Genomic DNA, 22,763 nt, shown 5'->3' with positions numbered 1-22,763 from the left:
GGACTAGATAAAATAACCATTTACGGTTATTTTATATTCGCCAACACATCCTTGAAGATGGCGTAGTTGTGCTTCACGCCGTCGTCCAGGTCAATCTTTATCATCTGGTCGGCCAGGTGGTGGACTTTTTCTTCGTACTCCCTTATCTCCTTGGCCTGGGCCTGACGGGTGTTCAGGAGCTTGGTGAGCTTCACCTTCTCGGAGGATGAGCCTGCGGCGGCGATACGCTGCTCAAGGCTCTCGATAACGGTGCGGTAGCGGGACTGCTGCTCGTGGATGTAGTCGGTGCGGATACGGGCGAGGGTGTCCGGCTGGTAGCGGTGCATATAGATAAGGCACTTGAAGCCGTTTTTCTTGCCGCTGTCAAAGAGCCAATAGATGGGGCGTTTCTTGTAGGTCTTCACATGGTCAGTGTAGAAACCGCTGACGAAGTAATTGCGAATAACCTCACGGGAAGTCCCCCTGCCCCCCAGAGCATCGGCAATGAATTGGAGGTTCTCTTCCAGCGTGTCCTTGCCATAGACCACTTCCACGAACTTTACGAAACGGCCTACAATGTCGTCCTCGAAGTATTCATCATCACAGATAGGAATAATGGCGTCCCTATCCGGCAGGAAGGTCTTGTACTTGCTGTCATCCCATTCGCCGCCGGCGTAGGCCAGCCCCTCCACATCAAGGGAGTAACGGCCAAACATACAGCCTACGGCGTAGGAGATAAAGGACTTTATCACGTCTTCTTTAGTGAGGACGTAGTTGTTCCCCTTTATAGAGTCAGGGATTTCTTCCTTGGTGTCATAGATACGGGCTACGGTTACATCCTTATCGTCAACATCTGGAGCGAGTTCTTCACCAAGGCCATAGATTTCGATGAATATACGATTCAGTTCCTCCTCATTGGATTTCAATTTAGAGAATCGAGCATTAAACTCTTGCTTATATAATTCATACACATTGTTCAAAAAAATGACTTTGTGCTTTGTATTAAGTAATGGATGCTTAATAAAGTCCCACGATTTCTCAAAAGAATCCCAATCTGCTTTTACCAATGCTACACTATCTCTTACGATACAATCCACATTATAATTATCAGACTTTATTATAGGAACCAAGGCCATTTGTCCAACTTCAAATTTCATATTAGGAGCTAGTATTTCAAGAAGTTTTTGAGATACAATAGAGTTCAATAACCCGAAATAATACCACAAGCCTTTTTCGGCAAACACACATGGTCCAGATGCATTAAAAATATAATCAGAATTTTGATATCTAAATGCAATTTTTCCAGATGCAGTTGTATCATTCCAAGAAATACCTTCGTGGAAGTAATATTGTATATTTTGTGGCCTTGACCTTAGTTTATTATTTTCATCCTTAAAGTTCCTTATTTCATAACCATCATTTTCCCAGTTAACAATATACTCATTATTACCATACCACCTTCTAAAATCTCCTCCTTTTGTCATAGGAAACCATTTTTTACTCTTTTTACCGTTAATTCCGATTTTGTCATACGATACTTCATACCACAATCTCGTAAATCGTTCATTATCTCCAGTCGTTAACCCCTTGCGTGGAGCTGCATACTCGGATAATGGTTTATTATTATTAAGAATATCTAGGAACTTTCTGCTTATCCAATAAGCTATTTGATAACTCGCTATCTTCAAGAACTTATCTGGTTCTGTGATAAATTTTCCCTTTCCCTCAAAAAACCATTTTTCTTTCTGCTCTAAAGAATCAACAGCTCCCATTTCATCAAAAAGCATTCTAAAGTCTGCTAAATATCCTTTTGTATGATTATTTTGAACAACAAACACTACCGTACCAAAATCAGAACCAAAAATGCCTCTGCCACAATGCAATGTAGTAACAAATGTGTGATATTGCAATATTTTCCTTCTTAATTCAGTAAAACTAGATTTTGACATCCATACCGGAATATTTATCATGGACATATAGCCAAATTTCTTACACATAGCTATCGTTTTTTCCATAAAAGCAGAGCTAAGGTCTGACCTGCTATCAGGATAATTCTTCTTCATAAATGCCGTTAAATCAACTGACATATTGTTACTGCCCATATACGGAGGATTGGTCACCACAGCATCATATTTCTGCCCCATAATGCATGCCTGTTCCACGAGTAATGGCAGTCTATCCGTCACTTCTCCCAGCCAAGCTGCCATTGATAGGTCAAGTGTACTGTTTTCATGTAAGTTCTGCACAAACTCCAACAAGGCATGGTAATCCTTGTCCTCTACGTTCAGAATAGAGCCATATTCCTTGGCATCTTGGAACTTCTCTATCAGGTAATCTGCCATTTGCACATACATGCTGTCAAGATTAAGCTGTTCGCCACTCATACCAATAGTCATATCAGACCACTTGGTAAGACCATTACTTTCCTGTATTGCCATCACATGGGGCTGAATCCCCCTGCTAAAGAATCTGCGGTCATACTGTCTTGCCTTCATCATCACCGCAAAATAAGCCAGCTGTGCTGCACGGTCATCAATATCAAGGCCATAGAGGTTATTGGTCAGAATCCCCTCCACTGCCTCACGAGCCGTATGTCCATAGTCCTCGTAAATCTGCACCAAAACATCAAAGAGGTAGCAGAGGATATGGCCACTGCCCATGCAGGGGTCAATGACCTTGATTTCCTCTGGTTTCATATTGGCATAGCCCTTGCGAATCTCGTCTAGCTGCTTCTGCACCTCTTCTTCCTGCTCTGCCTCGTCCAGATAATACTTCCAAGTGGACTTCAGGGTATCATTGGGATGCCCCTCCAGCCACAGACGGCCCAGACTGTTCTCCACCATATAGCGAACAATCCAGTCCGGGGTGAATAACTGGGTGGCAGCAGGGATTTTTTCCTTGGTGACCTTGATGTTCTTCTTCAAGTCAGCAAAGACCTTATCCTTCGGCTCCGTGTTGTAATACTGGTAGAGCCAGCCAATAATCTGCACCTGCTCCTGCCAGTCTTCCTCGGGGATAAGCTCAATCATCTGCTGGAGGACGCTGCCCTCCCGGAGCAGGTTCTCCGGTAGCAGCAGTTCCGTGTAGTCCTCGATACGCTGGAACATCCCCGGCAGAATGCTGCTCAAGGCATTGCACTGGACAATAAGGAGATAGCGATAAAGTTCCTCGGTGTTATTGGCATCCTTCAGCTCATAGACCTTGTCCATGTTCAGGCCATCCAGCTCCAAGTGGATAGCCTCTGCCAGAATCTGGGGCTTGAATTCCCCTGCATCATTGGTGAATACCCTCACATGGGAGGGCAGGTAGCCGTTGACCTCCATAAAGCGGAGAGCGGCGAAGCGGTTGAACCAGGTATAGGCGGCTTCCTCCAAGACCTGTTCGTAGCCGTGTTCCTCTACCTTCTTTATCAGAGCTGCACGCTGCTTCTTCTCCACAGCAGACAGCAAATACCCCTCAACGCTGTCTGCATTAGGGTCAGCATTGCCGTCAGCCGTGATGCCAAAGCGAAGTGCCCGCTGGGAGACACGCTCGATTAGCTCCCGCCTTGCCCAAACCGCATATTTCTTTATCGCATTCTTATCCATTATCTCGTTTCTCCTTTAGTCAAGCTGGATGCCATCGCAATCCTTCAGCATGGTCTTCATGCGTTTGCGGATGTTCTCCACATATTCATCAATATCTTCGTCGGTCTCGATAGTACGCTTGGGGAACATCTGCCATCTGGAGATTGGCTTGACCTTCTTTTTCGGTTTCTTGACAGGAGGTTCCGGGGTTGCCGGAGTTTCCCGCACCATCTGGGATGCTTCCTCTTTCTTCCTCAGTTCCTCTATCCGATTCAGATAATCGTCCTTTTTCATCCACATTGTGGGAATCTGGCCATCCAGCATGGTCAGCACCTTGATGTCAGCCAGACGCTCCTTCTTGTCTTTGAAGTAGTTCTCTGCCTCCAGGAAAATGCCCCTGGCCTGAGGATAGTCCTCATATTCGTCATGGATTTCCTTCAAGCACTCGTCCGCATTGGCGGATATTTCCTGACGCTTCTGCTCCAGCATGGCACCATGCTTGGTACGGACAGCAGCGAGCAAACCGTTCAGTTCCGGGATACGGCTGTAGTTAAAGCTGCCGCTGGCAGGTATAAGGGTAATCAGACGGATGGTATCCAGTGCCTGCTTTGCCTCTTCATCCTTCTCGATATGTTCACGGTCAGCCCACAGGTCTTTCTCATACTTCACGGCTTCATCGAAAAGTGCTGCCTGATTCTTGAAGAAGGCCTCAACCTTCTGCATTTTTTCCTTCAAGTCGAAGATTGTATCTTCCTTCTTGATGACATACTCGATAAGGGCCTGATTATCCTTCTGCTGGGCGAGGATGTCATTCATAGTTTCTACGGCATTAGCCACCTTGAGCTTGTCCGGGTACTTGTGGCTGCCATAACGGCTGAGCAGGCTTTCGTAATGAGCCTTTTCCTGGGAGAATTTCTCCACAATATGCAGGACAAGACCGTCTTCGTCCTCCGGCACATCCATTTCGTCGAAGTAATCCCGCAGGAGTTCTCTTACGGTACGGATTTTCTGGGCAGAAACCACCATACGCTTGGCAATGCTGGTCTTGCCTGTTTCGCTCTTCTTGCGGAGCATGTCGATAAGCTTGGGGTTGGTGGGCTGAATGGTTGCACCACCGTATTTGATGGTAACTTTCTGGTCGCATATAAGTCTTGCCACCACATAGGCAATGTCGATTTCCTGCCAGCCAAAGGGCACCGCCTGATATTTGCTCTGGACATCTGCCATGGTGGTGGGCAGCTTGCGATTGGCCTGCATCTCCAGATATTCCTCAATCTTGGCGGCTGCCCCGCCGTTGGGGTCTTCGCCTATGAGGAAATTGTCCTGCCCTTTCAGGACAGCGGCAATATCTGCCTCCGTGTCGGCATTCTTGCCAATAAGATTCAGCTCGCTGTAGACATGGGCCACCAGATACTCCAGAGCCTGACTCAGTTTCTGCTCGGCACTGCCGTTCTTTATCTCGATATGTTCGCCAGCCACATAGAACTCAGCCTCTTCAATGGCCTTTTTCAGTTCTTCTCTGGCTTCCTGTTCATATTTTGTCGCTTCGTCTTGATGGCCGCGGATAATATCCTGCACTGATTTGGCCAGCTGGGCCACGTTACGCTGCTTCACATACTTGCGAATCTTCATGGCGTTTTCCAGAGATTCGTAATAGGAAGTATCCGCCAGCACCACCACTGCCTTTCCTACGGAATCTGTGGTCAGACGCAGAGCCGTCTTCTCCACCTTGTCCGTGGCCACGGTGAGGATTTGCAGCAGCATACCGCCATTGCTGGCCCCAATCCCCGTATTATCTACCTTCTGGTCAAAGGGGAAGTTATACTGGCCGTATTTTGCCTTTTTCGTGGTGTAGATGTCACCAAAAATCATGCTGCCGATGCGGGAGACGATTTCCGCCGTGGCAACCTCGGTGTTGCGATAAATATCCCGCTGAATGTCCTGCTCCTCATCGGTGAGGAAGTTGTAGACTTCCCCGGTGCGGCCAATATAGTTCTGACTGAGGAGACGCTCCAGAGAAGCCCGCACCTGTTCACGCATATTGATTTTGTCCATGCGGATATCGTCAGCCATCAGGATGACAATGTTATCGATATTCGCCTTTACATCATCTACATAGCGGATAAGGTACAAGAGTTTCAGCACATCTACATCCTGAGGCTCAAGGCCGCTGCCGCTTTCGGCAGCCCGTTCGCACCGTTCGATAACCCGACGGATGGAGCTGTCCAGGAAGGTATGCACCGTATCATAAAACAGATGGAAGGGAGCCAGGGCGTACTCGTCCTTGGCCTCGATTTTCTGGGCCGCCTCCTGGAAACCAGACAGCATGGAGCGTTCACCGCCGGACAGATGCTTGCCGGAATTGCCATGCTTGCGGATTTCTGCAAAGACCTTCTGCATCAGAATGAACTGGTAGGGCACGAAGGGGAAATTGCGGACAAATTCCGTGCTGCCGCTATATCCCTTGATGTCCTTAATAGCCTCGGAAAAGCTGAAGAGATTGCGGAGGACGGAATCGTTCTTCTTATAGACCTCCTCCAGCTCCTGTTTTGCCTCATCCTTCTTGAGGAGGATACGCTTCTGGATAACCTCATCAGCTGAAGCAGAAGACAGGGAGAGACGGGTCTTGAAACGTGCCTGAATACGGGAGAACTCGTTTTCACGGGCCTTGATGATTTCGTCAATGGCTTCCTGACCGGTGCAGACCACCCAAACCTTGCCTTCGCACTCGCTGCCAATTTTCTCCACCAAGGACTGGAGGTTGATAAGGAGGTCGGTGTCACCGCCGACATACTGCCCCACTTCGTCAATCATGAAAAGCAGACGGAAGTCTTCCGGCTGGGCATTCACATATTCCTTGATTTCCGAAACAAGCTGGGCGATGGAAGTCTCGACTTCCTCCGTGCCGTTGAACCAGTTCTGGGCAGCACTTTCACTCATGCCCAGGACATCCTGCAGCGTCTCCACCACATCATCCTCGAAGAACGCAAAAGCATCCCGGGAGTTGAGCCAGCTTTCCCCGTTCTTTTTCTCGAAGACACGACGGAATTCTTCCGTCTTGCCCTGACGCTCAATGAACTGCTCTAGTTTGGCTACTTTCAAGTTCTCCCCGTAGAAGCCCAGATAATTATAGAACATCTTGGCGAACACCCGCAGTACAGCAGTCTTATCCTTGTTGATGGAGCCTTCTATGTCGATATTGAAAAGAATCGTATCGGTATGTCCCTTGGTGGCGTTGTCTATCAGCATGAAGGTGGCAGGGTCATCCGCAAACTTCTTGCGGAAACGTTCTACCGTACGCTCCCCCTGCACTTCCCTGTTCTCCAAGAGATAGGACAGCATCTTCAGAAAGTGGGATTTACCACTGCCGAAGAACCCGGAAATCCACACGCCGATGTCTGACGTTCTCTCGTTAAAAGAGTCACCATAGTTATTGAAGAACGTGATGAAGTGTTTCTTCAGTTCCTTGGTAATGACGTATTCATTCAGTTCCTGCACCAGAACATCGTTAGCATCCTGGTCAACCTTGACCACGCCGTTGATTTTGCGGTTGATGTCCTCTTGGAACATGTTCTCGATTCTCATGTTACTTCTCCCTATAATTCCAGTTCTCTTTATACAACGTTAAATGCTCGATAATACGGGTTTGGCGTCAGCTTGTCGAACAGCCTCACATAGCGGCCATCAAAGCTGCCTGGATACATAACCAGTATTGGCCTGTTAAAGTGCGGCTGCATGGCCTCCAAAAGGTCATGAACCCGAATGAAGGGAAATACCTCACCGACGCCTGTAAGCAGGATAACCTCATCATCATCCGATAGCTCTTCCTTCATTTTTTCGATGAATGCAGCATTGTTCGCCATTCTCGTCAATTGTCCCAATATGAATTTGGTTCCCTTTTTCTCTTCTTGCTGAGGAATACGCGACGTAATCCGCTTGTCATCGCAGATGGAGAGAAAAACCTTATACAGATTGTACTCCTTCAAACGGCAGGCGAGGTTGCTGTCACTGACCAGCTTCTCCGTAAAATGGCGAACCGTCATTTCTTTTTGAGGCTCGTAGCAGAAGATGCGTATATTCACCTCGTTGGAAAGGCCTTTCCCCTCCAGGAACTCCTGGCTCTGGATAAGACGCTTCAAGTCATCGAGGCGTTCGTTCAAATCGTTCATCTATATGTTCTCCGTTCTCTTTAATTCAGGCAGTTGAATGCAGGCAGAGCTATCTCCTGCCCCGCAGCCCGAATGGCATTCTCCAAAAGAGGACTAATCAGTACCGGATTCAGCCGTTCTGCCTTGGGGCTGTCCAGATACTCGTTCTCCACCAAAGTCTTGACGATTACCTGTCGCACCTTGGCGATGGTACTATCGCTCCATGCAGCCACCCAATCGTCCTGTTCCTGCAAACGCAGAAAAAATCCGTTCACGTCCACCTTGCTGAAGGAACTGTCCAATTTCCGATACTTCTCCCCTACAACGGTCAGCATGAAGTCCCAGACCAAACGGTACTGCCGCATCATGGCGTAGAGACACACCTGTTTGGCCACGTCACTCGGTTCGTTGGCAATGGCAGACACCAAGGAATCATCCCCCATAGAATCAAGACGTCTAAGGCAGGTCTGAACCATACGACGAACTGACTTCTCTGTAGGATACTGGAACAAATTATCCTCCAGAACACGGGCAATGATGTCCTCCTTGCCCAGTCCTTCCAGAACCAGTTTGGCCGTCGTTCTCATCTCATAGAACAAAAACTGTTCTCTTGTTATCACAGCACTGTACGGGCTGGCAGCCTTCAGTGCCCTGTCCGTTTTCTCCGGCATTGCTACCTCCAGTAAATCAATCGTTCGTTCTCTTGTTGCCAAATACCCGCTCCATGCCATCGACACTGATAAGCCATGTATTACCTGACTTCCTAGCCTCTGTCGCCGTAAACCTGGCTGGTGCTTTGGCGTAACCAGTGCAAGCTTGTCTGACCGTTATTGGAGCCAGATTCCACAGCTGTGCAGCTTCTGTAGCCGTCATCACTTTATCTAATACGTTTTCCATTAAGACATATCTCCATAAAACAGATAAACACCACGGTACCATTATACAAGAAAATTACGACATTTTCAATCGATATTGATTGAAAACCTAGAAAAAGAGCTCGTTACCTCATCATTACGGCATCGAACCGTTTTTTGGTTCGTCGATAGTGTTTTTTATGGCATCGAACCGTTTCCGTTCGTCGGAAAAACGTCGTTTTGAAATAAAACGCTGTTCTAATCGAACGAACGGCGTTCTTTGTTGTTCGCTCAACCGTTCGAACGGCCAATTAGACGATGTTCTGTCCAACGACAACAGAACCGTGTGTTTTGGGTCTGCTGAAGAACATTTTATTTTTCATCGAACCTGAATGTCTGTTTCCTGAACTTACCTTTGGCTTACTGTACATACTTCTAAATAGTGCCCAAGATGAGGGGGAGCCCCTCCCTCCCTCTCGGGCAATTTTTTCAATGGGGACCATCCAAAGAACTCCCTGGGGGGATTAGTGTTGGTGTTCGTAAAGAACCATCTTGGGCATATTGGCTTAGTACTGAATGTTCTCTTATATTACTTATAGATAACTCTTCGCAAATTTTGACATCATTATCCCACGCAAAGCCAGTAACCACGGGGCTCCACGGCACTTCGAGGTCATGTTCAGTGACTGAACAAATCTGCTTGTATTTTGTTCAGTCGTTGAACATGACCTCTTGTTGAAACGACAAAGAACATGAACAACCACTTATTATCGACACCTCTGCGAAGCACCGTTGATGACGTAATGTCGGTAGTTATTATCCAAAGCCCATACGTTTTACGCATCACCGAACTTCCAATGAAACGTTGCGTTGACACTCACCACCGTATCTGTATTTTTATTATTTATAAGTGTTCTTTCGCGATTAAAATTTTTTCATATTATTTCCAGTTTAAGCTATACTTTTTGCTATTTTTTGTTCAGAGGGCCTCACTCAAAAAAAAATGGTTATCACAAAAGGAGAATTTATCATGAACCACAACCACTGCTACGAAAAAAATCTTTTCGGCAAAGCAATTTACACAAAAACAGTAAAATACTGGAATGAAAAAACCGGGAAGTACAAGATTTGGCATCGTACAAACGCCGTAAGATTTTGGGAACGGGTTAACTTCTACGAATTATTCGAAGGTAACATCACCGACATTGGAAGAACCTTTTTGCTCATACATAACATCAACAATAATAATGTTGTGTGCAGGTGGGATACCAATTCGCATCACCAAGTTCCTATCGATGGATACGAACAGCTGATGGATTTTATTGATATTTGCAACCGAGGTACTTTCAAAAAATTCTATGATAAACTCGTTGCGAAAAAAATCATCGCCGAAATCGAGGAGAACGATGTTCGGGATAAGAGCAAGACGTATCGACACTTTGTCATCAATCCATTTTTTGGAATGAAAGACGGGGGTATCAGTCCTTCGACTTATAAGCTATTTCACGAATCCATATCACCTTATCTGACAGATATGGCAAGGCGAGACCTTGCTTATCTCGTTGCCTTAGAAGAAGGACGAATTACATCGTCTGATACAAAAGGCAATCAGCCGTCACTTATCAAGGATAATGAAGATACTTCACCGAATCCAATAGATATATTTAACGAATATATCTTACGAGGAAACGAACCAATGACCTACAAAAAAAACATCGGCATGATTGCTTCTCCAGTTAGCATGGATACGGACATTTACTACTTAGTGAATGGTTCTGAAAAATATTTTGACAAAAAACCATCCAACAAAGACATAACAGAATTCCGGAGCTGGTTTATCGATATCGACGCCGGAAGAGATGAACATGGGAGATATTTTGATGATAACGAAGTCAGAGCACGCAAGCAGTATATGTGCGAAACAGTGCTTACAGCACTAGATAAAGCTACGCCAACCTTGATTGTGGAGACAAGAAATGGCTATCATATATACTGGGCTTGTGGAATGAATATTTCTGCAGAAGAATGGAATCGAATCGAGCTTAAGCTGATTGATATCATTTCTATCGCTGACAAAATGGTCAGAGATGCCAGCCGAGTAATGAGATATCCAGGCACAATGTGGATAAAAGCAGACGAAAGGCTTTCTCCATTCGAAGTAAAAGCCATTAAGGGAAATCCTGTTCGACATGGTGTCGAAGATTTTGAAGCCATTCTTGATGTTTATGCTGATAGCATTACATCCTCTTGCAACAGCTACTTAGAAAAATATCCCTCGGTTGCTCCTAAAAAGGCACAGAAATCGTCTAAAAAAGTGGTTTCCTTCAGCGACAAGACGAGCACTTGCTCTAAGCCTTCGGAAAGCATCACCAACATTAAAAGCCTAAACACTTCCTCTGCTCCAGCACTAAAGAAGACAATTACTGACAAAGATGAGGCTCGCAACATTGCTCGCTCTATCAGTATGTCCGATTGGCTTCATATCGATACCTCATCCTCATTCCGTTGTATCCTACCCGGGCATGAAGACAAGCACCCTTCGGCCTCCATTTATCACAATGGTGACCACGACAGATACCTTTGCCATTGCTGCAATGATGGAAAAGGATTAGATTCTATCGATTTAGTGCGATACGTTAACGGGTGTTCTTATCAAGATGCTGTCGAATATCTTTGTTGCATTCAGGGTTATGAATACAACTCAAAACGGCGTAGAAGTGCATAATCTAAAAATCGAAAGGAAGGCTGACCATTATTTGACCATTTTTCCTCTCACACCACTGTGCGTACCGTTCGGTACACGGCAGTTCTCTAGTTTTCACATACTTGCTCATAATAGCTCGTCAGGCTTATATTACCTTGGCGGGCTATTTCTTTTTCCACTACCAGGACAGGCTATCCTGAAGATGGAGACAAAGTATGGGAAGATATGAATTTTAGCACACTTTATGTCGAGGTAAAGGGAGAAATGGATGATGATAGTCGTGAAAAGATATGGGCCTTTTCTAAGTATCATCCTCTTTACGTTGTGCAAGATATTCCTCTTTGGGAAGGAGATGATGCTTTTGATTATTTAGATGTGTTGACTAAATTTGGGAAGCTAGACCAACTGTACTATGCTTATGATACCGTGGATGAGGATGGATATGTAGAGGGAATCTTTGTTAACAATCAGGGAAATCCTGCCTTAGCGAGACCAGACCATGACTTATCGAAAATGGATGTAAAACGGATGTTTTCTGCTTTCAATGAAGCAAGGTCAGCACGTTTCGAGCATGGTAAACGGAGCGATAGCAGTAATATATGGTCACCAATGAGAGGCGTTTGGAAATGGGGGAGGTCATAGCAGTCAGCATAGAAGCTAGCCAGGTAGGTGAGGAGTAGAGTCGATTGTGGTAGCATGACTTCGCTTAATAGTTGTCTGAATTCCTAATAAAAAGGGACGAACGGATAGAGACGCCGGTTGTCCTTTTTTTATAAGAAAAAATTTAGGAAATATGGGAAGTTTTGCTATGTTTATAGAGACGAATTATTTTAAAAAGCTCAAGAAAGGAGATTTTATGACTATGAGCAAAATACGCACCGCTGTAGGGCAATCAATGGGAGGAAGACTTGAGTACACTCCTGGGAGGAAAAAAAAGATTAGGGCAAAAGCGAAAAAAGAAGCTCAGTATGCCAAAAGGAACTGTGGCCCATGTCGTAGCAGCCATCCCCCTAAAGAAGTACTTAACGAAATGTTAAAGAAATATGGTTTGCACGCATGATATAGAGTTTGTCAAGATAAGTGTGTAAGTTTTTTTACCATAAGAAAAAGCGGTCCGAAAGGGCAATGTCATTAAGTTAGAGGTCAGATTTCGTTCTGACCTCTTTCTTACGCCATAAGCCATTAAGTTAAGGCATCAAAACAGTCTCCCATGCACGGACACCCCAAGTCCAAGCATGGGAGACTTCTTTTTTGGTTCTTTTGGGGCTATGTTTTGCCGCCTCCATCCCGATAATGGAGTATAGACACCAGAAATCATTAAGATTTAGGCACACCAAACAGGGCAGCCCCCATATCCTGAACTCCCCTGAAGGGTATTCCTATTCAGTTGCAGTGTGGTTACGCCACTCGATAGACAAAGGCAACGGCAGACTTTATCTTCACGTTCCGCTCATCCTGCCGTCCCTGCCTGATGGGCTGCTTGTATTTGAGTAGTTCCTCGTACAGTTTTTCTATCGGCTCGTTGATGTGCAGCCTGAAGAATCTGCGTGTGGACAGACACGCCATCTTGAAGTCGATATTATATGGATATTTCGTGGCGTTTTTCTCGACAACAGGATTTTCTGTGTCTTCTACAGCCTGTTTTGTCGCCTCTGCTTGAGCTGTTTCCCATTTCTCAGCCGCTATGATATTCCTCCCCACAACATTGAACATGATGAGACGGGCATAAATCTCCATCTGGACAGCCTCGTCCTTCTTGCTGTGGAAGTGAATACCACCGAGGGAATATTTCATGTCACGGAAGCTCGTCTCGATGTCCCAACGCATGTGGTAAAGCTCCTTCATTTTGGCAACAGGAAATTCAAGCCTGTTGAGGTTCGTAACCAGAACCTCCCAGACGTCCTTCCCCGTGTCCGGGTCGTTTATGAGAAACTTTACGGCACGGAATTTGATTGTGCATCTGTCTTCAAAATCCCATCGCTGGGTTACTGTTTTTGGGGAACGGGTTTCTTTGTTGTGTCGCTTGGGGGCGTTGATTTTGTAGACCGTTTCTCCAGCAGAACGCCTTTTCATATATTCTGCATACGAAGTAGTCACTGGAATAGCAATCTCCATGTCGCACTCTTCATCGGGAAGATTGCTGATTTCCTTAAAACCGTCATTCGTTCTCACCCGAATGACATAATGGCTGTTTGCCGTGCGGTTCAGCGTCTCGATTAGATTATAGCTCTCATAGCCCCTGTCCATGATAATAATGGACGGGTCGTCTTTGGGCATACGCCCAATCATTTTCAAGGCAGCAGCTCTCTCGTCCCAAGAGTTTCTGGGCTGCAATACGCAATCCATATATTGACAAGAAGCTATGTCATACATAATATTGCCGTGAATCTGGCAGTGAGGTTTAAGAGACTCTCCGTTTCTTTTGTTCGTGTCCACGACAAAAGCCGACTTCGGATTCCACGGCGTTTGGAAGTCCGAGCCGTCAATAGCATACAGGCGGTATTTTCCGTTGAACAGCTTCTTCGGGGCAGATTGGTTGTAGTCAGACAGCAAATCCTCGAAGACAGGCAGGGACAGCTTGTCTCTTGCCTGAACATAGGCAGAGGCAGTCATCCTCTCGGAAAGCTCTGGGAATGCCTCCTGCAATTCAGCGTTGAGGCTGTTGCCCTGCATATTGAGCATGACCTTCACGAGCTTCCCAAACGGCAGTTTGCTCTTGCGGGTGAAGTGCTGTGGCTGTTTCCTGTAACGGTCGATGTTCTCCGCTATATGGGAAATGGAGGTATTGAGGGCGTCCATTGCGTTCAGTTCACGTTCCTGCATGACGGTCAATGCCTCCTTTCATATCAGAGCCAGAGCTTGCTCATAGGCCATGGTTTCCTATCGAGTACTCCATCTTATATAAGAAGCTATACATCAGCTTGACGACGTTTTTCTATGCGGATTTCCCGCTCGGATTTGTGGCTTTCATCATACAGGATGTGGCTACCCCTACGAGCAAATTCGTGCAGGGAAAGAAAAATTGCGTCTAAAAAATTTTTGAGACAAAGAAAAAACCACAATATACAGATAATCTTTTGTCTTGACTATCTATATGCTGTGGTTTTTCTCAACAAAAATTTTTTGGCAGGCTTCCGAGCAGGGTTTTTAAGGACGCTTTAGACACGTTTTACGTTCGCTTTTTTGTGAAATTTTACAGAATTTGTTGGGCGTTATGGAGCATAATCCCCATTTGCAATCTGTAAGCAATCTAACTAAATCAATATGTTGTTCTTTATCAGACGATTATGACATATATATAGATTATGATTCTTGTTCCCTAAAATTATATTATTATATCATATTTTGTATTCTTATGTAGAAATTGGGTACACCTTTTTTATGAACGATTTAGCATAAAACAGCTTGTGGCAGGCTTCTGGAAACTCGTTATGGCGATTTGTTCTCTTCATACAGACAATCATCTCTTAGAAAAGAACAGAGCCCTTGAGACAGACAACGAAGCCATGAAGGTCAAGGACGCTACTTTTGAAAAGAAGTTTGCCGAGATGACCGCCAAGAACGCTGACATGGAGAAGGCTTACAGACAGCTCATGTCCAAGGTTGATGGTCTTGCAACAGAACTGGCGTCCCTCAAAGAGGCAAGCCAGAAGTAAGCTCTCTTTCGTCTTCGTATAAATATAAAAAGGACGCTATCCTCATTCACAGGGGATAGCGTCCTTTGTCGTTCAGGCCTTATTTCTGGGGCATACCCAATAATTACGCCCCGCCAATTACAACCTTCTGCATGTTTTTGCATTTGGGGCACTTGAAGGATGAGGTTCTCTTTTGGTGCTTTCTCGGTGCAGTTGTTAATGTGCCTCCACCTGTTTCAACAAATCCACATTTTTCACATTTCTTCTTGTATTTCATAAGTGTTCCCTTATCTTCTACGATAATACACCCTTGCTCTGCCACCACCATAAAGATTCATCTCCTTATTTTCTCCAAAAGGCTCCTTTTTATCGTTGCCACAGACTTGCTGCAAAATCTGTTTAGGGTTTCGCTGTCGGATAAGGCTATAGCTGTGTCGTTGAATCTCCTAAAATCTGGAGTCTCATCAGAGGCACTGCCACCGCCACTTGGCAGATATTCATACGTCAGCCACCAGCTCTCGTTCATCATGGGCTTTATGGATAGGACGGCGGAAATCTTGTCCAAATCGGCTTTGTCTACGTCCTTGACGTTCAGTTGTTCCCCGTTGCGTGTTACACAAAACCCGACGAAGAGATTGTTGAATATCTCGATTCTAAGCCAGACATCAACCCCTGTGGAGGTAACAATGTCCTTCAGATGGTAGTTTATCCCCGGATAGACGCTTGCCGTTTTGTAGTAGTTGCCAACTAGGTTTTCCCACGAAACGAACGAATCCTTGCCTAATTTCTCCAAATGGTATTCGCTGGCAAGGCCCGCCATTTCCCTTTCGAGGGCCGTGAACATATTCTCCATGACTTTCGTCTTGGCATCATCTATCGTGTTGCTTATTTCAATCCCAGCGATGAGTTTATCCTTGTCGCTCAGCAATTCATCTATAATCCTGCCTCTTTCCACGACGTCAAACCTCCCAGCAAAGTTCTTTACGGCATACATGTACTGGCTGATATTCTGTCGCATCAGCAAGTCATCTTCGTTATCAGCAATATATCTCAGCCACGACAGAATATCTCTTGCAAACGAAATGCACACCAAGTCATCAAGGTCTACGCTTAAATCCAGACCTTTCCTGCTAAGTTTCTGGGAATAATCGGACGGAGGAGTACCATGTATGGTCAGGTAATAAATCTTTGCGTCCTTGTCCTGTTCCTTGGCGTAGTCGTAATAGACAAGGCACTGGGCTTCCTGCTCTTCCGCATATATTTTGACTTCTATGGGGATAAAATGCTTGGCGTTGCATATAACTAGGTCTATCCGCCTGTCTTTGCCCAAATACTTGTCGTGTATAGGATATTCCTTATAGACCTTAGCTCCATCCAAGTATTCGTCCAAGTCATTTGGAGGAATCTTCAACACCAGCTTCAGGAACTCCCTTAAATACTTGTCGCCCTTTTTGTGCTTCCCGTGCGGGTCTATAATATCGCAGATAAACCTGCACATTATTACTTCCTTAGTGCTTATCCCCAGCACATTGTAGACGTCGTATAATTTTTCCTTCTCGTCTTTGTCCAGCATTCTGCATACATAATCAAGCATTTGGCTGACCATACGGAAACAGCCTCCTTTCTGGATTGCCTACTTCAGACCAGCGACAATATTCCTTATCAGGTCTATGATTTGCTGCTCTATGGTGTAGTCGTTCCTGTTGAAGCACATCAGGTCTTTATACCAGTACCCGCCCCAATCCCAGAAGGCGGGTTTCTTCTTCATATTCAGGGGATTTTCGCCCATCATATCACGAAACTCCTGAACGCTGTGGTTGTCAGCTCTTGCCAGCTCGGCCCCCAGTTCAATCATGTTGTCGGGACGCCAGTCTATATAGAAGGACAGAGTATATTTCACCCCGTTGGCGGATTGTCTGTCTACGCAGCAATAGGCATGGGTGGGGAGCATTCCTTTCTCGTCTCTTTTCCTTGGTATTTTAACTCTGAAGTTTTCTAAGTCGTGTATTTTCTCGCATACTGATTTCATAATATCTTTGCTGTAGTTCCGTCTAATCCATACCTCATCTTCCATTGCAGACGCTTCCAAGCTGTTTGTGGACGTTATGGAGGAACTCTTTAGGATTACCCGCAAGTTGCGTAGCTCTTCTTCCGATACGGTCTCATCATCATCTATTTGCAGGGCCTTTATGAAGTGGGGCATAAATCTCTGTATGCTGGCCCTCTTTTCTTGGAGCATATTTACTGGAGTATCCTTGGGGAGGATTTCATCGAATATATCGTCGTTGTCGCCAGTCCCCGATAATTCCTGTAGAATTTGTGCGTCAACATCGTTTGAAACCAGATAGGTATAAAGCTCCTCGAAGCCAGTCTGCAAGCAGACCACTGTGAACAATATCCTCTGCCTGATGTTGTTCGGAATGTTCATCACGGTTCCACGAGATACAAAATCCAACAACTGATAGGTGTTGAACAATCGTTTCATTGCTCTGGGGTTGAATCCTATGGATGTCCTGATAAGAGCCGTAAACAGCTCATTATCATTGCCTTCGACGCTTATTCCGATTTTGTTCATCATGTCGCCGACATATTTGCTTACGGAATAATGGGCGACGGGCATCTTGAATGGCAACTGTATTATTTTGTCGAAGAAGTTCCTTCCTTTTTGGGCACTTACGTTATCCCCGTACTTCTCCCGTATCCCGGTCGTAACCACCTCATAATCCACAGCAAGTATGAACACGCAGTTTTTGCAGTCAAGGAACAGCTTCAGAATCTCCAGAAGCTCTACGGCTTTGGCTGGCTCCAGCCTGTCTAGGTCATCTACAAATATTACCACACGGTTCTTTTTCTCTTTGGCTAGTTTCTCATCAACCAACTTTTGGAAGTTCTCTTTCAGGCGTAATATCTCTTGAGCAACGTCCACGTCCTCGGTCGGGGTGGTAACATCCCTAATCATGCCTGCTGCTTCTCCGCCAACAACAGCGTCCGTGGCTACACAAGCTACCTTGCGTGTAAAACCCAGAACGCCCTTGGCAACGGTAGACAGTACATTTTTCTTGCCACCCAGACCTTTTATCAGGACATCAATCATGGAGAAGGCCAAGCCATTGCCCATACGGAATTGGGAGAACTGCCATGTATTGAACCAGATAGGCCAGACAGTATCAAGCATGTTCTCTTTTATCATGTTCATCATGCTTGTCTTGCCGCTGCCCCAGTCTCCTTGGATGGAAATGGTCATTGGCGTTTCACAGGTGTTTATGAAACTGCTTAGCCCCGTAACGTAAGGCTTTACGGAAAACAAGTCCTCGTCCATGCTCAGCAGTGGGACGTCTGTTACGCCTACATTACTCATGAATATCCCTCCATGTACGATTATTAGTCTATCTGTTCGATTAAATCGCTGACAGGCTCAAACCGCCTGTCAAAAGCTAGAACAACTTTTGTTCTAGTATATTCTTTTCGGCAAGCGGATTCTCCTCCTCAAAACTCTCCTAATGGGCAAAATAGCCCCAATCCTAGAGTGTATGCGGGCTTATCCAGAAGCAAGGTCATTACTTGAGAGACCAAAACCAGTTAGCCAAGCAAGCTGCGGGCCAAAAGTCCTATGGAGTTTTGCTATATTTGGAGCAACGAGGTTTAGAAGCTAGAATCTGAACCCAGACAGGAAAAGGTTCTTTTTGAAGGAAAGGAAGATTTTTTATGAAAAAGAACGGTTTGAAGAAAAAATTAGCATTAACGCTGGCGGTGCTGGGAGCCATTAGTCCAGCAGCAGGCATAGATACCCTGCTGACAGACTTTGGAGCCGTTGCTATTGTGGAGGCGTCAACAAACTCTTCTGTTGGTGAAGTATCCGCTTTTGCCAAAGACAGCGACCCCAAGGGCTATTTGCTTTGCGACGGACGGGCTGTGAGTCGTACTGAGTATGCAGAGTTGTTCGCCGAGATTGGCACCAAATATGGTGCTGGCGATGGCGAAACCACCTTCAACCTTCCTAATCTGACAGACGGCAGATTTATTGAAGGAAGCACGGAAGCCGGAGAATACAAGGAAGCAGGGTTGCCAAATATTGAAGGCAAAGCTCCTATTGATTGGTATGCAGCAAGAGTAGCACACCAGTCTACTGACCCTTTTTATGAAGTCAATCCCGGAGAAAGAGGCGACGATGGTTACGTTTCCCATGTTCCGAGTTGGACAGGCTCGGGCGGATATGCAGAACACCAGGTTTGGTTCGACGCTTCTCGTAGTAGTGAAGTTTATGGTAAATCCGATACTGTACAGCCAAACTCTCTGACAATGCGTTATTACATCAAGGCTACAAAAACGGCAGATGGCGGAGACGGTAAAATCCAAGCGGGCGATACTGATACAATTTCTGGCGATACTGCATATAACGAGTTACGTCCTGCTGACGGTAATTATGTCAAGAAAGACAATACCACAGCGGACAACTTAACGGCACTGGATTCCCAGACCAAGGCTAATGAGGACGCCATTGCAGCAGAAGCAGAAAACCGTGCTAATGCGGATACCGCACTGGCTAACCGTATTACGGAAGCAGAGGAGCAGGCGAAGGCTGACGCTACGGAAAAAGCTAATCAAGCCAAGCAGGATGCCATCAATGACGCTGCACAGAGGGTATCGGACGCAGAAGAGAGGGCTAAACAGGACGCTGCCGATAAAGCCAATCAAGCAAAGGAAGACGCAATAAAGGACGCTTCCCAAAAAGTAGCTGACGCCGAGGAACGAGCCAAGCAGGACGCTTCGGATAAGGCAAGCCAAGCCGAAGCTAATGCTAAAGAAGACGCTGCCCGCAAGGTATCAGAAGCAGAAGATAGAGCGAAAGAAGACGCCTCTGAGAAGGCTAAACAGGCCAAGGAAGAGGCTATTGCCGACGCCTCCCAGAAAGTAGCCGACGCAGAAGCTCGGGCAAAGGAAGAAGCTGCTAATAAAGCAAAAGAAGCCGAGGAGAATGCCAAGGCTGACGCCGAAAAGAAGGTGTCGGACGCTGAATCCCGTGCAAAGCAGGACGCCACGGACAAAGCCAATCAGGCAGAAGCAAACGCTAAGGCGGATACTGCCCAAAAGGTAGCCGACGCAGAAGACAGAGCGAAAGCTGACGCCGAGAGTAAAGCCAAGGCTGCTGAAGAAGCTGCCAAGGCAGACGCTTCCCAGAAAGTGTCCGAAGCAGAAGCCCGTGCCAAAGAAGACGCAACCGACAAAGCGAACGCTGCCGAGGCTAATGCCAAAGCCGATGCTACAAATAAGGCTAATGCTGCTGAGAGCCATGCCAAATCCTATACCGACCTTGTGACGGACGCAGCTAAGACCTATGCCAAGACGTATACGGACGAGGTTGCCAAGACCAAGGCAAATGTGGGTCTCGATAACATTACTGAAGACGGCAAGGACGTCATTCGAGAGCTGGCAAGAACAGAAATTGGAAACATCACTCTTGCCATTGATGGAATTGACACTTCTGGAGATACCATTATCGTCAACAAGCCTATGGAAACCAAGGACATCTACGTTGATGGCAAGATAAACACCACGGGCGACGCTGAAATCGGCGGAAACATTCACGGCAAGGGAGACCTGCTGATTGATGGAGATTCCCATTTCAAGGGCAATGTCGAAGTAGACAAGAATATGGCTGTCCACGGTGATGTTATTCTTGATGGCAGATTCTTTGCTAAAGAGGCGGCTGCCTTTTGGGATAACGTAACTATTGCCAAGAACCTTACTGTTGGCGGGAACTCCTATGTTTATGGTGACTCTGTTGTAGACGGAGACATCTACGGCAAGAGCTTCAACATTGGCAGCGAGCGATATATTGACGAAAACGGTATCAATGCCAACGGACACAAGGTTCGCAACGTAGCCGATGGCGAAATCGGGCCTAACAGCCTCGACGCTGTGAATGGTCGCCAGCTCCATAACAGCATTTCCAACCTGAACACCAAGCTGACAGGCAATGTCAGTGAGGTCGCTGCCGGGGCCGCTGCTATGGCTAATCTGCACCCGCTTGAATACAACCGAAACGATAAGGTATCCGTATCGGTGGCTGTTGGTACTTACAAAGACAAAACCGCCACTGCCGCAGGCGTATTCTATCGTCCGAACGCTAAGTCCATGATAAGTGCCTCTGGCTCTCTGGGCTATAATGATAACATGTTCGGTCTCGGTTATTCCCAGCGGTTCGGACAGACCTCCGAAATCGAGGGCATGACCGAAGAACAGCTTCGGGATAAGGTTGAGGAGCTTAACGAAAGCAACGAATCCTTGAAGGGCGAGGTCTCGGAACTCTCCAAGAAGAACTCTGTTCTGGAATCTGCCTACAACGCCCTTATGGCGAAGGTAGACGGCTTGATGGCTAAGATTGGTTTCTCCGATACCACCGAGAAGTAAATATAATTCTCCACACTCAAAAGGGAGTCAACGTCAATAACGACGTCGGCTCCCTTTTCGAATGCCCAATATAGGCGTTCCTTTTCGGCAAGCGGATTCTCCTCCCCAAAACTTTCCTGCTGAGGTCAATACAGGCATAAAAATAGCCCCCCGCATGTGCGTATGTGGGGTCTCGAAATTCAACAAGATGGTGACTGAGTTTTGTGACGGTGGGGAGTGATTTTCGACAATAGCGAAACGGCTTCCATCTTCCTCGTTAAATGTCCGCTAAACAAGGACAATAAAAAAAGCCCCCTCCAAACGGAAGAGGGGACTGTTTTACGAGGTTGGGGCTTAACTTAATGACATTGTCCGAAAGGGCCGCCTTTTCTATGTAGTGAAACCTTAATATTGCTCGTATTTTAGCATCCTTGCCTGGATTTTGTCATCTACAGCAAGCTGGTTCCGTACCATAGACCACCGCATAATGGGATGTCCCTGCCATTTTTTATATAGCTCCAGAATACGCAGATAGAGAATCTTGCGAACCGCGTTTTCATGGGGGAAGGCACCTTTTCTGGTGACTTTCCGAAAGCTGGAATTAACGCTCTCAATAGCGTTGGTAGTATACATCACGCGGCGTACAGCACTGCCATAATGGAAAAGCCCACGTGCATCCAATTTCGCTCCCATACGCCCACGGCTCCAGGGTAATGTTTCCAAGCTTCTTTAAATCGGTCAAATTTGGCAATAGCTGCCTTGAGGTTGACAGCACCATAGATTTTCTTAAGCTGGGCGGTATATTCTTTGTAATCCTTGGAAGGGATGTACTTAATGGAATTGCGGATGAGATGCACGATGCAACGTTGTACCACAACCTGAGGGAAAATAGCCTTTGCTCCTTCTTCCAAGCCGGAAACACCGTCCATGCTGATGAACGCCACGTCTTCGACACCGCGAACCTTGATTTCATCAAAAATCTGTATCCAGTTATGCTTTCCTTCAGTGTCGCTAATCCACAAGCCTAAAATATCCTTGATGCCATCCAAATCATAGCCAAGAATTACATAGACAGCACAGTTTTTCGTTTCGTATTCCTGCCGGATAGGGACATAAAGACAGTCTACAAATATAAATGTGTAGAAGGGCTTAAGCGGGCGATTCTGCCAGGCTTCAGCTTCTTCCAGCACACGGTCGGTGATGTTGGAAATGCTTTCCGCCGACAGGCTGAATCCGTAAATATCTTCAATGGTCGAGGATATGTCACGCTGACTCATCCCACGGCCATACATGGAAAGGACTTTATCCTCGATGCCTGTAATATCCTTCGAACGCTTAGGAATAGCCTGTGGCTCAAAGGAGCCGTCCCGCTCACGAGGAACGCTGACGGGGATTTCACCAAAACTGCTTCGAACGGTCTTGTCGATATAGCCATTGCGGCGATTGTCTGTATTCTTGCTGCCGTGGTCGTTAGATGTATAGCCCAG

14 protein-coding genes and 1 pseudogene are annotated in these 22,763 nt (G+C 46.2%); 5 read left to right on the top strand and 10 right to left on the bottom strand.

Annotation, left to right across the window (positions count from 1 at the left end; genetic code table 11):
• Positions 1-26: 26 nt before the first annotated feature.
• The 5 genes from pglX to T320_RS08115 are packed head-to-tail and all read right to left on the bottom strand — an operon-like array spanning position 27 to position 8,590.
• Positions 27-3,566 carry a BREX-1 system adenine-specific DNA-methyltransferase PglX gene (gene pglX, locus T320_RS08135; protein ID WP_037354737.1) on the bottom strand — a complete coding sequence of 1,180 codons (3,540 nt, stop codon included), beginning with the start codon at positions 3,564-3,566 and terminating at the stop codon, positions 27-29.
• Between the two features lie 15 nt (positions 3,567-3,581).
• Positions 3,582-7,130, bottom strand: a complete 3,549-nt coding sequence (brxC, locus tag T320_RS08130) for a BREX system P-loop protein BrxC (protein ID WP_037354735.1) — start codon at positions 7,128-7,130, stop codon at positions 3,582-3,584.
• A gap of 29 nt (positions 7,131-7,159) precedes the next feature.
• Positions 7,160-7,714, bottom strand: coding sequence for a DUF1788 domain-containing protein (locus T320_RS08125; protein WP_037354732.1), 555 nt, complete (start codon positions 7,712-7,714; stop codon positions 7,160-7,162).
• Positions 7,715-7,734: 20 nt separating this feature from the next.
• Complete coding sequence (locus tag T320_RS08120) at positions 7,735-8,364, bottom strand: DUF1819 family protein (RefSeq protein WP_037354730.1); 630 nt, start codon at positions 8,362-8,364, stop codon at positions 7,735-7,737.
• Positions 8,365-8,380: 16 nt separating this feature from the next.
• Positions 8,381-8,590, bottom strand: coding sequence for a helix-turn-helix domain-containing protein (locus T320_RS08115; protein WP_037354729.1), 210 nt, complete (start codon positions 8,588-8,590; stop codon positions 8,381-8,383).
• 987 nt (positions 8,591-9,577) lie between these two features.
• Here T320_RS08115 and T320_RS08110 point away from each other — a divergent pair.
• The 3 genes from T320_RS08110 (at position 9,578) to T320_RS08100 (ending at position 12,311) form a co-directional block, all read left to right on the top strand.
• Positions 9,578-11,272, top strand: coding sequence for a CHC2 zinc finger domain-containing protein (locus tag T320_RS08110; protein WP_037354727.1), 1,695 nt, complete (start codon positions 9,578-9,580; stop codon positions 11,270-11,272).
• A gap of 204 nt (positions 11,273-11,476) precedes the next feature.
• Positions 11,477-11,893 carry a hypothetical protein gene (locus T320_RS08105; protein WP_037354725.1) on the top strand — a complete coding sequence of 139 codons (417 nt, stop codon included), beginning with the start codon at positions 11,477-11,479 and terminating at the stop codon, positions 11,891-11,893.
• Positions 11,894-12,059: 166 nt separating this feature from the next.
• The gene (locus T320_RS08100; RefSeq protein WP_037354722.1) at positions 12,060-12,311 is read left to right on the top strand and encodes a hypothetical protein; all 252 of its coding nucleotides are present in this window, start codon (positions 12,060-12,062) and stop codon (positions 12,309-12,311) included.
• Between the two features lie 338 nt (positions 12,312-12,649).
• Here the strand turns inward: T320_RS08100 and T320_RS08095 are convergent, their stop codons facing one another.
• Positions 12,650-14,074: an IS4 family transposase gene (locus T320_RS08095; protein WP_037354720.1), complete on the bottom strand. Its 1,425-nt coding sequence runs from the start codon at positions 14,072-14,074 to the stop codon at positions 12,650-12,652.
• Between the two features lie 584 nt (positions 14,075-14,658).
• Here T320_RS08095 and T320_RS08085 point away from each other — a divergent pair.
• Positions 14,659-14,907, top strand: a complete 249-nt coding sequence (locus T320_RS08085) for a hypothetical protein (RefSeq protein WP_197019396.1) — start codon at positions 14,659-14,661, stop codon at positions 14,905-14,907.
• 103 nt (positions 14,908-15,010) lie between these two features.
• Here T320_RS08085 and T320_RS08080 read toward each other — a convergent pair whose 3' ends face one another.
• From T320_RS08080 to T320_RS13995, 3 genes are read right to left on the bottom strand one after another with little or no spacing between them, the layout of a single operon-like run.
• Positions 15,011-15,214 (bottom strand): hypothetical protein, encoded by a 204-nt coding sequence (locus tag T320_RS08080; protein ID WP_037354713.1) that lies wholly within the window; start codon positions 15,212-15,214, stop codon positions 15,011-15,013.
• Positions 15,215-15,220: 6 nt separating this feature from the next.
• The gene (locus T320_RS08075; protein ID WP_037354711.1) at positions 15,221-16,492 is read right to left on the bottom strand and encodes a PDDEXK-like family protein; all 1,272 of its coding nucleotides are present in this window, start codon (positions 16,490-16,492) and stop codon (positions 15,221-15,223) included.
• 27 nt (positions 16,493-16,519) lie between these two features.
• A complete protein-coding gene (locus tag T320_RS13995) occupies positions 16,520-18,244 on the bottom strand; it encodes a KAP family P-loop NTPase fold protein (RefSeq protein ID WP_051608671.1) in 1,725 nt (574 codons plus the stop codon).
• A 347-nt stretch (positions 18,245-18,591) separates the two neighbouring features.
• On the opposite strand from T320_RS13995, the gene T320_RS13990 reads away from it, so the two are divergent.
• On the top strand, positions 18,592-21,297 hold the full coding sequence (locus T320_RS13990; protein WP_051608670.1) for a tail fiber protein: 2,706 nt from the start codon (positions 18,592-18,594) through the stop codon (positions 21,295-21,297).
• Positions 21,298-21,681: 384 nt separating this feature from the next.
• On the opposite strand, the pseudogene T320_RS14225 reads toward T320_RS13990, so the two are convergent.
• Positions 21,682-22,763: pseudogene (locus T320_RS14225) on the bottom strand (IS256 family transposase); the annotation flags it as partial.

Source organism: Selenomonas sp. FC4001, from assembly GCF_000701565.1.
GTDB classification, from domain to species: Bacteria; Bacillota; Negativicutes; order Selenomonadales; family Selenomonadaceae; genus Selenomonas_A; species Selenomonas_A ruminantium_B.
Note: the sequence above shows the minus strand (reverse complement) of the source record. Positions and strands in the feature narration are given on the sequence as shown.